The 13,137-nt window shown below is 65.6% G+C and carries 15 protein-coding genes; 5 read left to right on the top strand and 10 right to left on the bottom strand.

Annotated features, from left to right (window positions below):
- Positions 1 to 21: 21 nt before the first annotated feature.
- From BLT92_RS05355 to BLT92_RS05335, 5 genes are all read right to left on the bottom strand, one after another.
- Complete coding sequence (locus BLT92_RS05355) at positions 22 to 771, bottom strand: ABC transporter permease (protein WP_092103832.1); 750 nt, start codon at positions 769 to 771, stop codon at positions 22 to 24.
- A gap of 1 nt (position 772) precedes the next feature.
- A complete protein-coding gene (locus BLT92_RS05350; RefSeq protein ID WP_092103830.1) occupies positions 773 to 1,522 on the bottom strand; it encodes an ABC transporter permease in 750 nt (249 codons plus the stop codon).
- A complete protein-coding gene (locus tag BLT92_RS05345; protein WP_092103828.1) occupies positions 1,519 to 2,427 on the bottom strand; it encodes an ABC transporter ATP-binding protein in 909 nt (302 codons plus the stop codon). Before BLT92_RS05345 ends, BLT92_RS05350 begins: the two co-directional genes overlap by 4 nt.
- Before the next feature lie 124 nt (positions 2,428 to 2,551).
- On the bottom strand, positions 2,552 to 3,223 hold the full coding sequence (locus BLT92_RS05340; protein WP_092103826.1) for a response regulator: 672 nt from the start codon (positions 3,221 to 3,223) through the stop codon (positions 2,552 to 2,554).
- On the bottom strand, positions 3,220 to 4,464 hold the full coding sequence (locus BLT92_RS05335; RefSeq protein WP_092108814.1) for a sensor histidine kinase: 1,245 nt from the start codon (positions 4,462 to 4,464) through the stop codon (positions 3,220 to 3,222). Before BLT92_RS05335 ends, BLT92_RS05340 begins: the two co-directional genes overlap by 4 nt.
- A gap of 293 nt (positions 4,465 to 4,757) precedes the next feature.
- Between BLT92_RS05335 and BLT92_RS05330 the strand changes: the two genes are divergently transcribed.
- On the top strand, positions 4,758 to 5,795 hold the full coding sequence (locus BLT92_RS05330; protein ID WP_197679667.1) for a glycoside hydrolase family protein: 1,038 nt from the start codon (positions 4,758 to 4,760) through the stop codon (positions 5,793 to 5,795).
- A gap of 144 nt (positions 5,796 to 5,939) precedes the next feature.
- Here the strand turns inward: BLT92_RS05330 and BLT92_RS05325 are convergent, their stop codons facing one another.
- A complete protein-coding gene (locus BLT92_RS05325) occupies positions 5,940 to 6,551 on the bottom strand; it encodes a dihydrofolate reductase family protein (protein WP_092103822.1) in 612 nt (203 codons plus the stop codon).
- Between the two features lie 204 nt (positions 6,552 to 6,755).
- Positions 6,756 to 7,937 (bottom strand): MFS transporter, encoded by a 1,182-nt coding sequence (locus tag BLT92_RS05320; RefSeq protein ID WP_157691336.1) that lies wholly within the window; start codon positions 7,935 to 7,937, stop codon positions 6,756 to 6,758.
- Positions 7,938 to 8,007: 70 nt separating this feature from the next.
- Here BLT92_RS05320 and BLT92_RS05315 point away from each other — a divergent pair, with 70 nt between their 5' ends.
- Positions 8,008 to 8,580: a TetR/AcrR family transcriptional regulator gene (locus BLT92_RS05315; protein ID WP_092103818.1), complete on the top strand. Its 573-nt coding sequence runs from the start codon at positions 8,008 to 8,010 to the stop codon at positions 8,578 to 8,580.
- A 319-nt stretch (positions 8,581 to 8,899) separates the two neighbouring features.
- Here BLT92_RS05315 and BLT92_RS05310 read toward each other — a convergent pair whose 3' ends face one another.
- Positions 8,900 to 9,559: a TetR/AcrR family transcriptional regulator gene (locus BLT92_RS05310; protein WP_092103816.1), complete on the bottom strand. Its 660-nt coding sequence runs from the start codon at positions 9,557 to 9,559 to the stop codon at positions 8,900 to 8,902.
- A gap of 94 nt (positions 9,560 to 9,653) precedes the next feature.
- On the opposite strand from BLT92_RS05310, the gene BLT92_RS05305 reads away from it, so the two are divergent.
- Positions 9,654 to 11,216, top strand: coding sequence for an MFS transporter (locus BLT92_RS05305; RefSeq protein WP_092103814.1), 1,563 nt, complete (start codon positions 9,654 to 9,656; stop codon positions 11,214 to 11,216).
- Between the two features lie 81 nt (positions 11,217 to 11,297).
- On the opposite strand, the gene BLT92_RS05300 is transcribed toward BLT92_RS05305, so the two are convergent.
- Positions 11,298 to 11,738: a MarR family winged helix-turn-helix transcriptional regulator gene (locus tag BLT92_RS05300; RefSeq protein ID WP_092103812.1), complete on the bottom strand. Its 441-nt coding sequence runs from the start codon at positions 11,736 to 11,738 to the stop codon at positions 11,298 to 11,300.
- A complete protein-coding gene (locus tag BLT92_RS05295) occupies positions 11,735 to 12,115 on the bottom strand; it encodes a hypothetical protein (RefSeq protein WP_172802555.1) in 381 nt (126 codons plus the stop codon). Before BLT92_RS05295 ends, BLT92_RS05300 begins: the two co-directional genes overlap by 4 nt.
- Before the next feature lie 163 nt (positions 12,116 to 12,278).
- Between BLT92_RS05295 and BLT92_RS05290 the strand changes: the two genes are divergently transcribed.
- Positions 12,279 to 12,605, top strand: coding sequence for a type II toxin-antitoxin system RelE/ParE family toxin (locus tag BLT92_RS05290; RefSeq protein WP_092103808.1), 327 nt, complete (start codon positions 12,279 to 12,281; stop codon positions 12,603 to 12,605).
- Positions 12,602 to 12,937, top strand: a complete 336-nt coding sequence (locus BLT92_RS05285) for a helix-turn-helix domain-containing protein (protein ID WP_157691335.1) — start codon at positions 12,602 to 12,604, stop codon at positions 12,935 to 12,937. Before BLT92_RS05290 ends, BLT92_RS05285 begins: the two co-directional genes overlap by 4 nt.
- The last annotated feature ends 200 nt before the right edge of the window (positions 12,938 to 13,137 follow it).

The following is a 13,137-nucleotide window of genomic DNA, read 5'->3' as shown; positions in this document are numbered from 1 at the left end:
GAGAGTTTTGGATTAGCCTGCTCAGATGCGGGTGTCGCGGCGTTCGAGGATCCAGGTCGTGACCGTTACGAGCGCAACGGCCAGGATCGCAGCGGCGATGAGGATCGCGACGACGTCGCCGCCGGTGATGGTGCCGGTGTCAGCGAACATGCCGGTGCCAAGCTGGGTCGTGCGCGTGGCGAGCCCGTAGGGCGAGGCGATCGCACCTGGGACCTCGATCATCAGAAGCGCCAGCGAGATGCCTGCGGCGACGAGCGCGACCGCGATCGGGGCGGCGAAGGAGCGCAGAACCATCGACAGCGCGGACTGGACGGCCGCGACCGGGATGGTCGCGACCACGAGCAGCCCGGTGATGCCGACGTACTGGCCGGGCAGCATGCCGGGCAGCCCGAACGCGAGCTTTCCGATGGCGACCACCGAAACCAGGAGGATGATCTGCATGATCGCGGTGAGTCCGGCGACGACGGCGGCTTTGGCGATGACGATGCGCAGCGAGGAGGTTGGTCCGCTCATCAGGGCGTTCCAGTTGCTGCCGCGGTGCTCGGCCCGCCAGACCAGGGAGCCGAGGATCGCGACCCCGATCGCTAACGGGAACAGGCCGTAGAAGACGACGGACTGGACCCAGACTGTGTGCCACCCGTTCTCCGGCTGCCCGCCGCGGGCCAGCTGGGTCGCCGCCCCTGCGAGCACGAGGACGATGGGCAGGAGCACCACGACTGGCCAGGCCAGCCCGCGCTTGAGTTTGATCAGTTCGGCGTTGAGGGCACCCATGTCAGGCCTCCTGATGGTCGAAGCGGTAGGTGATGATGGTGAACACAACGCTGGCAACCACGGCCAGGGCGGCGATGCTCGGATACGGCAGCGGCAGGGCGACGAAGCCGCTGCCCCGGTAGTCGGCAGCCATTGCGAGCGCGTAGTAGCCCCACGGCGTGAGGTGCGCGGCGACGGCGGGCAGTCCTTGGGAGAAGACGGCCAGGATGGTCCCGAGGATCCCGATTCCGAGGGCGACGAGTTGGTTGTCGATCTTCGCCGAGACCAGGATGTGGCCGGCGAGGACGACGAGGTTGACGGCGAGCATGCACCCCGTGAAGCCGGCCCAGTGGACGAAAGGGACAGGCGGGATGATCCCGACCAGCAGCTTCCCCGTCGCGAGGACCAGGAGGCTGGTGCCAATCGTGATCGCTGTGACGATGAGTCCCAGCGCGATGAATTTCGCCCGGCACATGCCGCCCGGGGTGAGTCCGGAGGTCGCCTGCAGCAGCCACCCATTTCCCTGGTGCTCGATGTCGATCTGGCGCGAGGCGAGCACCGCCAGCAGCAGCGGGAAGACCAATGGGATGCCCAGGGACATGCCTGCCAGCAGCCCGTTCCAGGCTCCCGGTGCCTCAGGGCTGAACGTCGGGCTGGACACCACGGTGTAGAGCGAGAGCCCGAGCACGGCGACGACCATGACCACGGCGACGAGACCGACTCTCAGGTGCCGCATCTTGGCGAACTCATTGGACACGGCGCGGGTGTTCACAGTCCACCTCCGGCAGTGAGGTGCATGAAGACGTCTTCGAGGCTCTGCTCGTCGCGGGCCACTCCGTAGACCCCGATTCCCTCGCCGACGAGTGCGGCGACGACGCCGGCGGTCTGCCGATCGTCGAGGCCGGGCACGGCGACCTCGCCGGCCTCGGTGAGTCGGGCGTTGAACGAGCCCAGCGTGGCGGCAGCGGCCTGCGGGTCGGTACAGGTGATGATGACATCCGGGGTCGAGGCCACCATCAACTCCGAGCGGGTGCCTTGGAAGATCATCCGCCCGGCGGAGAGGACGCCGAGCATGGTCGCGGTCTTGTCGATCTCACCGAGCAGGTGCGAGGAGACCATGACGGTCACCCCGTCACCCGCCAGCCGTCGCAGCAGGGTCCGCATCTCCTCGATCCCGGCCGGGTCGAGGCCGTTGGTCGGCTCATCGAGGATCAGCAGCCGAGGTTGCCGGGCCAGGGCCATCGCGATGCCCAGGCGCTGCTTCATGCCCAGGGAGTAGTCGCGGACCTTCTTGCCCATCTGATCCTGCAGCCGCACGGTGGCCACCGCGACATCGACCTGCTGCCGGTCCAGCCCAAGCAGTCGCTGAACCAGGCGCATGTTCTCCGCACCGGTCAGGTGCGCATAGCCAGGCGGCGACTCTATCAACGAGCCGATCTGGCCCAGCAGACTCCTTCGGGTGCCACGGGTCATGGGCTGGCCCATGATCTCGACGTTGCCGCTGGTGGGCTGGATGAGGGAGAGCAGCATCTTCATCGTCGTGGATTTGCCCGAGCCGTTGGGGCCGAGGAACCCGTACACGCAGCCCTCGGGGATGGCCAGGTTGAGGTTCTCGACGACGGTGCGATTGCCGTAGCGCTTGGTCAGGTTCTCGGTGGCAACGATCGTGGAAGACATACCTCTACGATCCCCAGATCACGGCCGGAAATCGTCTGGCTATAGGCGTATCTTCCGGCTATGTCTCACGAGGTACATCCCTGTGCTCGTATGCCTGAAGTGATATCCGGACAGTCCGGGTGTCTCAGTGCTCGCCGGCCTCGACGAGCCCGCTCTCGTAGGCGAGGACGACAGCCTGGACCCGGTCTCGCAGGCCCAGCTTGGTGAGGATGCGGCCGACGTGGACCTTGACCGTGCCCTCGGCGAGCACCAGATGAGCGGCGATCTCCGCATTCGACATCCCGCGAGCGATCAACTGGAGGACCTCATGCTCCCGCGGCGTCAGTTCCTCCAACCGTCCACCGGGGGCGGGGTTGCCCGCCAGCTCCAGTCGGGACCGGGTGAAGTGGTCGAGCAGACGCTTGGTGGTGCTCGGCGCGACAACGGCGTCGCCATTGTGAATGTGACTGATCGCGGCCGCGATGTCTTCGACCGGCGTGTCCTTGAGCAGGAACCCCGAGGCACCGGCCTGCAGGCCATCGTAGGCGTACTCGTCGAGGTCAAAGGTCGTCAGGATGAGCACCTCCGGCGCACCCTCCCGCTCCCGGATGCGGAGGGTCGCCTCCACGCCGTTCATCCGCGGCATCCGCACGTCCATGAGCACGACGTCCGCCTCGACCTGCCCCAGCAGTTCAAGCGCGCTGTCGCCGTCGTCGGCATCCCCGACGATTTCGATGCCCGGCTGGGACTCCAGCACCATCCGCAGTCCCATCCGAATCATCTCCTGGTCATCGACCAGCACCACCCGAACCGTCATGGTCCTCCCTCCACCGGCAGCACAGCCACGACTTCGAAGCCGCCGGCCTTGCTCGGACCAACGCAGAGCCTACCGCGGTGCGCGGCCACGCGTTCCCGCATGCCGACCAGGCCGTGCCCGCTGGCCTGTTCGCTCTCTCGTGTGCTTGCGCCCTGACCATCGTCGACGATACGCACCTCCACCTCAGCCGACTGGAAGCGAAGCAGCACGGCGACACGAGAGAGGTCCGGTCCGGCGTGGTTACGCACGTTGGTCAACGCCTCCTGCACCAGCCGGTAGATCGTCAGCCCCACGCTATCCGGCACCGAGACCGGCTCACCCTCGACGGTCAGAGCCACCGGCAGACCAGCGGCACGGGACTGCTCGATCAGGGCGTCGAGCTGCGCGGTGCCCGGTTGCGGGGCGTGCGAGCCGGGCTCGTCATCGCGCAGCACCCCGAGCATGCGCCGCATGTCCGTTAGCGCCGTCCGGCCCGTATCGCGAGCGGTGAGCATCGCCGACTTCGCACGCTCCGGCTCCGAGTCGACCTTCGCGGCGGCACCGTCGGACATGAGCACGACGACACTGAGACTGTGCGAGACGATGTCGTGGATCTCGCGGGCAATGCGTGCTCGCTCATCGGCGACCGCGATCCGCGCGTTCGTCTCCCGCTGGCGCTCAGCCTGCTCGGCCCTCTCCCGTAGTCCGTCCATGTACTGCCGGCGGATCCGCACCAGTGTGCCCCACGTCCACACCCACAGCGTCACGACGATCAGCACGCCCAGCTGGCCGACATCGATGAAGTCATCGCTCAGCCGCGGGATGACAACCGCCAGCAGCCAGCCGACGACAACGAGCGCTGCAGGAAGCGACACGGTCCAGGCGTAGCGCGTGGCGACGGTGTAGACGCCGAACAGCAGGATGATGTCGGCCATGATGATCGGCGCGCCGAACAACAGCTGAGCGCACGCGAGTGCCAGCATCGCGACCAGAACGGCGAGCGGAAAGCGACGGCGCAGAATGTAGATCGCGCACATGACGAGCGACAGGACCGTCAGCGTCGCGTAACTTACCGGATCGTCGATCAGGTGCAACGCAGACGCCGGCATCGTCGGCAGGTTGTACAAGAACACACCGAACGCGACGAGCAGATCGACTAACCACATCCGCTCCCGAAACCACGACCCGGGGGACGGGGACACTCCCGGGGCCACCGAGTCGCTGGAGGGGCTCGTCGCGTTCGCCGGTTCCGGAGGTTTCATGCCATCCAACGCTACCGCCAGAGACTGTGTCCAGGCGACATGCTCCATGCGTGAAGCAAAGGAATACGACCACAGGCATGGGGTAAAGAGGGCCCCGACCGACCAGCGTGTCTCTCAACTCTCGGCAGAGGAGGGTGGATATTTTGTGTCCCAGTCCCGGGGCAGGGCAGAACTGCTGGAGGTCCGCATTTGACTGCGTTCGCCGAAGACCTTGCTAGTCTGGCAGTAACGACCTACCTGATCCACAGGGGAGTCCGCGCTGACTAGCGTGTCCGATTCGCTTGGAGGTCGTCGTGTCCGACACTATTTTCTCATCCGGGATCGTCCCATTGTGGGACATGGTCGATGGCCCTATGCCGCGGGGTGTGCTGGGTCTGGGCGACCCCGACGTTCACGTCCTCGACGGGACCCCGACGATGTTTCTCGGCGGGTTCTCTTCGTCATTCCGGAACCGCCTGTATGTCGCGACCCTCGCTCCCGAGGAAGACCCTGCACGCGCATCGTGGTCCGTGGATCTCGATGACCGCGGCCGTGCCCGTAGCCTCGCTCCCGACCCGCCGAAGGACGCGTGGGATTCCGAAGGGATGCACACTCCCTCGTTCGTGCCCGCCGTCGGTGACCAGCCCGCCCGAATCTATTACACCGGTCGGGCATCGCGGAAACAGTACGGTCCCCGAAGCAGCTACGCGCTCGGTGCGTTGGAGCTCATCGGCGGCGAGTGGGTTCGGCGCGAGGAGCCATTGATCCGTGGTGTGGCACCTCGCTCGAGTGTGCTCGAACCCTTGGTCATGCACGATCGCGGACGCTATGTGATGTGGTTCCAAGCGAATCCGCACGAGATCGGCCCGGGCGAGCTTCCGGACTACGAGCTACAGGTGGTCGAGAGTCCCGACGGCGTGTCCTGGTCGGACCCGCAGGTGTTCGCGACGCCGAAGGAAGGGTTTTTTGACAATGCCGTCACCCGCACGAAAGACGGTTGGCTGATGGTGCTCGCGCGAGGATCGGACCTGCATGGCATCGGAGGGCTCCCGGCGCAAGGACTCTGGGTCAGTACGGCGCGCGAACTCAGCCCAGATCGAGCGGCATGGTCCGAGCCGCGACACGTGCTCAACACCGGCGATTTTGGGATGCCCGCATTCCTCGCCCGGGGCGCATACGGCCCCGGCATCCTGCACGACGTCGATCGCGACCGGACTGTCGTGTACGTCACCGGCGTGCGTGAAGCGCCGAAATGGCCGGTTCTCCTCGCTCGTCGAATCATCCACGGCCAGCGCCCCGTGGTCCCCTCGCCGTTCTACCTCTCCGTCGCCGCGATCGAACTCGGCGACTGAGAGCGACCGCGAGTAACAGGCGGACCCCGTCAGTGGCGCGTGGTTCGATCCGCAGTCCTCCAATGCATAGCGAGCGCCATCGCCATGGATGCTGGACAGCGGGCAGGTCCTGTCTTGCGGGCTCATGGGGCGCGTTCGCTGGCGTCAGTCCGCAGCTGAGGGCGCTGAGGTGGAGGTGGTGCGCGTGTAGGTGAGGATGACGACGCCGCTGGGCGCAACCACACTGTCGGACAGCTCGAACCGTGCGAGGTGGCCGCGGTCGTCGAACATGCGCTTCCCAGCGCCGAGGACGACCGGGAAGAGCAACAGGCGGTATTCGTCGACCAGATCGTATTCGGCGAGTCCACGGACCACGGCCCCGGAACCCAACACGACGAGGTCGCCATCGGTGCGGTCCTTGATGTCCGTGACGGAGCGAGACAGATCACCCGTGACCAGCTGGGAGTTCTGCCACGCGAGATCGTCCAGGGACGACGAGACAACGTACTTCGGCATGCGGTTCATGGCCGCGATCGCCGGCTCGGATTCGTCCGCCGGTGCCCAGGCGTCGGTGAGGATCTCGTAGGAACGGCGGCCCAGCAGCATGCTGGCAGCGCCGACGGTCGCGTTCTGCATGAAAGCGTTGACGGTCTCGTCGCTGTATGGCGGTACCCAGCCACCGTGCGCGAATCCGCCCTCGCGGTCCTCGTCGGGCGACAGCGGCGACTGGATGACGCCATCGATGCTGACGAAGTTCACGACGACTATCCGACCCATGGTATGCCTCCTCAAGCTTAACGACGCCGAACGTTCTTCCGGTTTGGCAGCCAACGACGACTTCGTATCTGACACTACGGGGTCTAGGTGATCTGACTGTGCCGATCTTTCCCGCGAGGATGGAGCAAAGGGTCGCGCGCGGGTTCTTCAGTCGCGCATGCTCCCTATGTGACGACGAGGTGCGATTGCAGATGCATATGGAGTCTATGACGCTGATCGCGAACCGGCGGTCCACACGAGAAGTGCCCCGATGGCAAGGATGCAGCCGGCGACGGCCCCAATGCCTGTGAACCCGCCTGGCTGCAAGAGCGCCGCGATCTGCGGGCCGATGCTGGTGCCGAGGAACATCGACGCCGTGTACAGCGCGGTCGATGCGCCGATCGCGCCGTCGGCTCGTTGGTGAATGAGTTCGACGATCGCCGGGGCGGCTGCCGCGATTCCGCCGACGAAGACCAGTAGGGCGAGGGCCAGGACAATGACGTTCTCGCCCAGGACCGCCGCGACGGCGACCGCAGCACCAGCGACGAGCAGGGCAATCGCCGCGCGGTGGCGGGGTGCCCATCGTGACAGGAAACCAGCCAGCAGTGGTACCGCGATCACCGCCGGCAGGGCGCTGGCGCGCAGTATGAGGATCGCGTTCGGATTGCCGGCGATGGCGGCTGGGCCGGCAAGTTCGAGGCCGGTGTAGACGATGACGAAGCTGCCCATCAAGGTCAGCGTCGCCGCGTAGAGGCCCAAGAGTGCCGGGCGGGTGAGCAGCCGCCGCATCCTGGCCAACGCGCCCAGCACGCTGTCGGCCCGTTCGCCGGTATCGGGGCGCAGTCCGCGCCAGGCGATGACAGCAAGCCCGGCCAGGAGGACGGTGGAGGCGATGAAGATCGACTGCCATCCCCATGGCGTGAGGATCTGGGCGGCGACCTGCATGAGTACTGCCGCGGCCAGGCCCGCACTGCTCAGCGCGCTCAAGGCGGCCGGGCGGCGGGTCTGTGCGATCTGGTCGGCGACGTAGGCGAAGCCGGTCGGCGCGAGTGCGGCGACTGTGACTCCCTGGACGGCCCGTAAGCCGATTGCCACTGGCAGGGTCTGGGCCGTTGCGACGGCTGCTGTGGAGGCAGTTGCGGCGATGAGGCCGATGAGGATGACCCGTCGTGGTCCGAAGCGGTCGGCGCAGGGCCCCGCAAGCAGGAAGCCCGCGGCGAAGCTCAGGCTGAACGCCGTCGCCAGCCACGCCGCGGCGGATGCGGACGTGCCGAGGTCGACGGCGATCGTCGACAGCAACGGCAGGACGATGTAGGTCTGTCCGATGCCCACGATGGCCGTGCTGACCAGTATCGCGACTGTCCGGAGAACGGGCGCACTGTTCGGGGTCGAGGCGGAAGTTGTCATGCCGTCCACCATGCCAACCAACTAGTTGGGTGTCAACCAACCAGTTGGATTGTGTGGTAAGAATGGAGGTATGGCACCTCGAAACACGACCCGGGATCTTCTGCTCGCCTCTGCGCGAGAGGAGTTCGCCGATCATGGCATCGCCGGGGCGCGGGTCGATGCCATCGCGGCCCGGGCAGGCGTGAACAAGGAGCGCATCTATGGTTACTTCGGCAGTAAGGAGAAGCTGTTCGATGCTGTCGTCACCGAGGCCAAGGCCGAGCACGCCCAGGGACTCGGCCTGCCCGAGGGCGATCTCGCCGAGTATGTGGGCAGGCTCTATGATTTCCATCGCAACCATCCCACGCTGCGCCGACTTATGCTGTGGGAGGCGCTCTACTACGGCGACCGGCCCGTTCCCGACGACGATGCCCGCACCCGCTCCTATGAGGCGAAGGCTAACGCTCTCGCCCAGGCACTTGGACGGGATGCTGATGAACAGACTGCTGCGACGCTGATGACGCTCATCGGCATGGCCGCCTGGCCGCACACCATGCCGCAACTGACGCGATTCCTCCTGCCGGACGCCACTGACGAGCACCGGCACGAGGTCATGCGGGCGCGTGTCGTCGAGTTCGCGCGGCAAGGGCTGCGCAAGGCCTGACCAGCGGGTTGATGAGTCTCGCAGACATCTCGTTGTCGAGAAGAGACTCAACTGCCAGCGATGGGCATTTGATGGACGTGTGACGAGCACAGGTATGCCCCAGCGGGGATTGCAGTATCGTGCCCACAATGATGATCGGCAGGCGGGCTGATGAATGCCCTTTACTCGTTGAGGGGCCGTTGTTCGGTTCCTTCGCCAGCGGTCAGGAACAGCAGGTCGCTGGGCTCGTGCACGATTTGGCGGTGCCAGACACCGCAGGGGTTGACGACGCTGTCCCCTGGGTCGCGCAGGTGCACTACGAACTGGGCATCGCGGCTCGTCAGGGGCTCTGGCGTGGCTGGACGCCGTCGAGTATGACATCCAGCCCTTGTATGAACCAGTCTCGTTCGCCGGCGGGGAGTGGATGCGCGATGAGTCGGCTCAGACGAGGGAAGTCGCCCAGGTCGACGTCGTGGAGCCGGTGCTGCCACGTGCGACCAGGGTCGTCTCCGACTTCTGACTGCCGGTCGCCGAGGACGACGCGCGCGCTGCCCTGGACGTAGTTGTTGATGGTCATGACCACGCGTGCAGCCGCGTCCGGTGGGAGGTCCGCCTCTTCCAGCGCCGTCAGCGCCCATTCCATGGCCGCCAGTGAGGCGGTTCCGAAGGGTGGGGTGACGGTGGCGGTGGCCGTGAGCATCCACGGGTGGGCCAGGAAGGCTGCCCAGTCCTGGCGGGCGAGGACATGCATGGCCTCCCGCCAGCCAAGCCCATCTTGGTCGGGGTAGGCATATTCCCCGGTCACCTGCTCGACCATGGCACCGATCAGCTCGTCCTTGTCGGCCACGTGCCGATACAGCGACATCGCTCCGGCACCCAGCCGAGCGGCGACACGCTTCATCGTCATCGCCTCCAACCCCGCCTCGTCGGCGATCTCGATCGCCGCAGTGACGATCCGCTCGCGTGATAGGGGCCCGGACGGGCCGACTCTCGGACTCATCTGATCACCTCCGCAGCCCAGTCTAGCGCGTTGCGTATCTCATACGCTACGCTCGATGCGTACGCAATACGCAACGTGATCGAGGAGACGCACCATGCCCACCCGGACCTCTCATTCGCATGACCGGCGGTCGCGGTGGCTCGGCTTGGCCGTGCTGACGCTGCCGGTGATCCTGACGTCGATGGACATCACGATCCTGCACATCGCGATCCCGACCATCACCCAGGAACTGACGCCGACTCCCAGTCAGACACTGTGGATCCTCGACGCCTACGGGTTCCTGCTGGCCGGCCTGCTCATCGTCATGGGCAACATCGGTGATCGCATCGGCCGACGTCGGCTGCTCCTGATCGGTGCGGCCGTGTTCGGTGCGGCTTCAACGCTTGCGGCGTTCGCTCCGGGCCCGGAGATACTCATCGCCGCCCGTGCCCTGATGGGGATCGGCGGGGCAACGCTGATGCCCTCGACGCTCTCGCTCATCCGCAACATGTTCACCGACCCGGCCGAGCGTACAAGGGCCATCGGGATCTGGACGGCGAGCCTGTCCGGCGGCATCGCACTGGGCCCGATCATCGGCGGTGCGCTGCTCGAGGCCTTCTGGTGGGGGTCGGTCTTCCTGATCAATGTGCCGGTCATCGTGCTCTTGCTGGTGCTGGCACCCCGGTTCGTGCCCGAGTACCAGAGCCCGGCCTCGGCGCGGCTGGATATGCTCAGCGTCCTGCTGTCCTTCGCCGCGATCCTGCCGGTCGTCTGGGCGATCAAGACCGCCGCCGAGGAACTCGCCTTCACTGCCCCTGCTGTGGTCGGGCTAGTCGCCGGCGTACTCGCCGGCACTGTGTTCCTGATTCGGCAGCGGCGTCTCGAAGAACCGTTGGTCGAGGTCGGCTTGTTTGCCAACCCGCGTTTCAGCGGTGCCGTCCTGGGAGCTGGACTGGCGATGTTCTCGCTGGTCGGAGTCATGTTCTACAGCGCGCAGTACCTGCAGCTTGTCGCAGGACTGTCGCCGCTGATCGCTGCCGTGGCGATGCTGCCGATTATGGCCGCCGTCGGAGGCATGTCCGTTCTGGCTTCTGTGCTCGTACCCCGCTTCGGATACCCCCTCATCTTTGGTGCCGGAGCTGCCGTAGCAGCCGCAGGCATGTTCACGTTCAGCCGGGTCCCGGTCGACGATGGCTTGATTCTCGCCATAACCGCTTCGGCCTTCATCGGCGCAGGCATCGCGCCGATGATGACCCTGGCCACCGACGTGGTGGTCGGCTCCGCCCCGCCGGCCCGATCCGGTGCAGCCTCCGCCCTATCCGAGACTGCCGCGGAGCTGGGTGCTGCGCTTGGTATCGCCGTGCTCGGCTCGATCGGCACCGCCCTGTACCAGTCCCGAGTCCTCGACGGGGTGCCCACCGACCTCCCGACCGAAGCTACCGGAGTCGTCAGCTCCAGCCTTGGTGCAGCTCTCAGTGTCGCCGAGCAGCTACCAGCCGATGCCGCAACTCACCTCAATGAGCTTGCCCGCCACGCCTTCACCGACGGACTCGGAGCCGCCACGGTCACGGGAGGCCTCGTTCTCATCGTGACTGCTATCGCGTGCCCGATACTGCTCCACAGGGGAAGACCCCAGACTCGGTCCACAGACGGAACCGCCGAGACGGGGCAGCAATGATGAAATGTGGAACTGTTGCGCAAAGTGCTGTGGGAAGAGGAGTGGGTTAACTGCGGGCTAACTCGCGATTCACCATGCTCGTCAAGCATCGATCGCATAAGAGCGGGCGATGAGATCTGCCATGGCGCTGTGAAAGTCGTTGCGCCGGCTCTGGCTCCATCCCGCGGTGAGCTCGGTGAGGACCTGCTCCTGCCAGGCATGGGCCTTCTCCAGCGCGACGATTCCTTCGGAGGTCATCGACGCCTCGCGCGAACGACCGTCTGCCGAGCCTGTCATCATTTCCAGGTAGCCGGCGGCGACTGCGGTCTTGATCATCCGGGATGCTCCGCTCTGGTCGATGCCGAGTTCGCGGGCGATGGCATTGACAGTTGCGGGTTCGTCTCGCATCGCCAACGAGTTCACGGCCTCGGTCACCAGTACGAGCCGCCCCTGTTCAGCGACCGTCGCGTCGCCGGATGCAGCCTGTCGTGACCAGTGCCGCACGAACGTGAACAGAAGTTGCCCTGTTCCGAGCGTGCTCATTCTGTCGCGGCCATCTCGCGGCAGATGTAGGCGAGCTCGAGCGCTGACTTCAGGTCCGGCACCCGCAGCGCGGCGGTCACCTTCGTCCCTGTCACGCGGAAGACCGTCGCCACGCGCGTGGGCTTCTGATCGTCCGGCCACGTCGCGTCCTCCTCCACCACCATGAGCCGCTCGCTGATCGGGTGCCAGGAGCGGGGCACGAGATGTATCCCCGATCGCTCGACCCAGTCCGCGAACTGATTCGGCGAGATGGGGCCAGCCCCTTTGGGTCCGAGGACAACGACCGGGTCGCCCACAGCCGTCGCCGAGCGGCTCAGATCGCCGGCGTTCACGCCTGCGTGCCACTCGTTGATGGCCTCTTCCAGTGTTGATTCCACGACCACAGTGTATGCGATACGCATATATCTGACGAAAGGTGACTATGCTTGCTGGTCGACAGTGGTCCACGGATGTCGGGTCTGTTCCGGGCAAGTACCCGATGCTGTCTCGGCTGCAGGCACAGACTGGCGAGCATATAACACGCATGGTATATTTGTAGCTATGTGGAGCGTAGTCGACCACCCGGACGCCGAGGACGAGCATAGAAAACTCAGTGCTCGAGAGGCCGTGGCAGTCGACAACGCGATCGCGAAACTGGAGCTGCTTGGACCGAAGCTGCCATTCCCGCACAACAGTGGGGTGAAGGGAGCCGATAAACTCAGAGAGCTACGCCCTCGGGGCGGGCGAAGCATCACACGAGCCTTGTACAGACAGTTCGGCGACACTTTCGTCGTCGGGGCCTACGGTCCCGAGGCGGAGTACGACCCCAAAGGCTTCGTTCGGGCATGCCGGGCCGCCGAACGACGATTAGACCAGATCGAGGAATGAAGGTGATGATCATGAAGCTGTCCGACTTGAAGAGCCACGGCGAGATCGTCCGCGAGCGCCGGGAGACTGATTCTGAGTACGCGGCCGAGGCCGATCGTCTCGCGCTGGCGAACGAGGTGAGCCTGGCGGTCGTTCACTACCGCAGTGAGCAAGAACTGACTCAGACAGCGTTCGGGGTCATGCTGGGTTGGAGGCAGCCGCACGTGGCACGACTGGAGGGTGGTGACGTCGCACCGTCGATCGAGACCCTGGAGCGCCTGGCCCGCGCCGGCGTAATCGAGGTGCACATCGAGCAGCAGCGTACCTACGTCCGCGAGCTCGCCACGGCATGATTTCATCGAAGTGACTCGAGGAGGCACCGTTCCGACCTCGGTGCAGAGGAGTCTATCGAAGCACAAACGCTCCTTGAAGCACACCTCAGTATGCCCGCTCACGCATGAAACTGAAGGTCAGCCCGCGTATATACTCTGGGTCACACCCCTCCGGGTCACCACCGCTAAATGCTCAGGTGGTGCGTCCTGTGTCCGCCCAG

The sequence above is a fragment of the Brevibacterium picturae genome (assembly GCF_900105045.1).
GTDB lineage: Bacteria > Actinomycetota > Actinomycetes > Actinomycetales > Brevibacteriaceae > Brevibacterium > Brevibacterium picturae.
The sequence above is the reverse complement of the archived record's forward strand: the minus strand, read 5'-3'. Positions and strand labels throughout refer to the sequence as shown.

Excerpts from the sequence above, each read along its gene's own strand:
- BLT92_RS05355 (WP_092103832.1), bottom strand. The coding sequence starts at position 771 with ATGGGTGCCCTCAACGCCGAACTGATCAAACTCAAGCGCGGGCTGGCC.
- BLT92_RS05345 (WP_092103828.1), bottom strand. The coding sequence starts at position 2,427 with ATGTCTTCCACGATCGTTGCCACCGAGAACCTGACCAAGCGCTACGGC.
- BLT92_RS05340 (WP_092103826.1), bottom strand. The coding sequence starts at position 3,223 with ATGACGGTTCGGGTGGTGCTGGTCGATGACCAGGAGATGATTCGGATG.
- BLT92_RS05335 (WP_092108814.1), bottom strand. The coding sequence starts at position 4,464 with ATGAAACCTCCGGAACCGGCGAACGCGACGAGCCCCTCCAGCGACTCG.
- BLT92_RS05325 (WP_092103822.1), bottom strand. The coding sequence starts at position 6,551 with ATGGGTCGGATAGTCGTCGTGAACTTCGTCAGCATCGATGGCGTCATC.
- BLT92_RS05320 (WP_157691336.1), bottom strand. The coding sequence starts at position 7,937 with ATGACAACTTCCGCCTCGACCCCGAACAGTGCGCCCGTTCTCCGGACA.
- BLT92_RS05315 (WP_092103818.1), top strand. The coding sequence starts at position 8,008 with ATGGCACCTCGAAACACGACCCGGGATCTTCTGCTCGCCTCTGCGCGA.
- BLT92_RS05310 (WP_092103816.1), bottom strand. The coding sequence starts at position 9,559 with ATGAGTCCGAGAGTCGGCCCGTCCGGGCCCCTATCACGCGAGCGGATC.
- BLT92_RS05305 (WP_092103814.1), top strand. The coding sequence starts at position 9,654 with ATGCCCACCCGGACCTCTCATTCGCATGACCGGCGGTCGCGGTGGCTC.
- BLT92_RS05300 (WP_092103812.1), bottom strand. The coding sequence starts at position 11,738 with ATGAGCACGCTCGGAACAGGGCAACTTCTGTTCACGTTCGTGCGGCAC.
- BLT92_RS05290 (WP_092103808.1), top strand. The coding sequence starts at position 12,279 with ATGTGGAGCGTAGTCGACCACCCGGACGCCGAGGACGAGCATAGAAAA.
- BLT92_RS05285 (WP_157691335.1), top strand. The coding sequence starts at position 12,602 with ATGAAGGTGATGATCATGAAGCTGTCCGACTTGAAGAGCCACGGCGAG.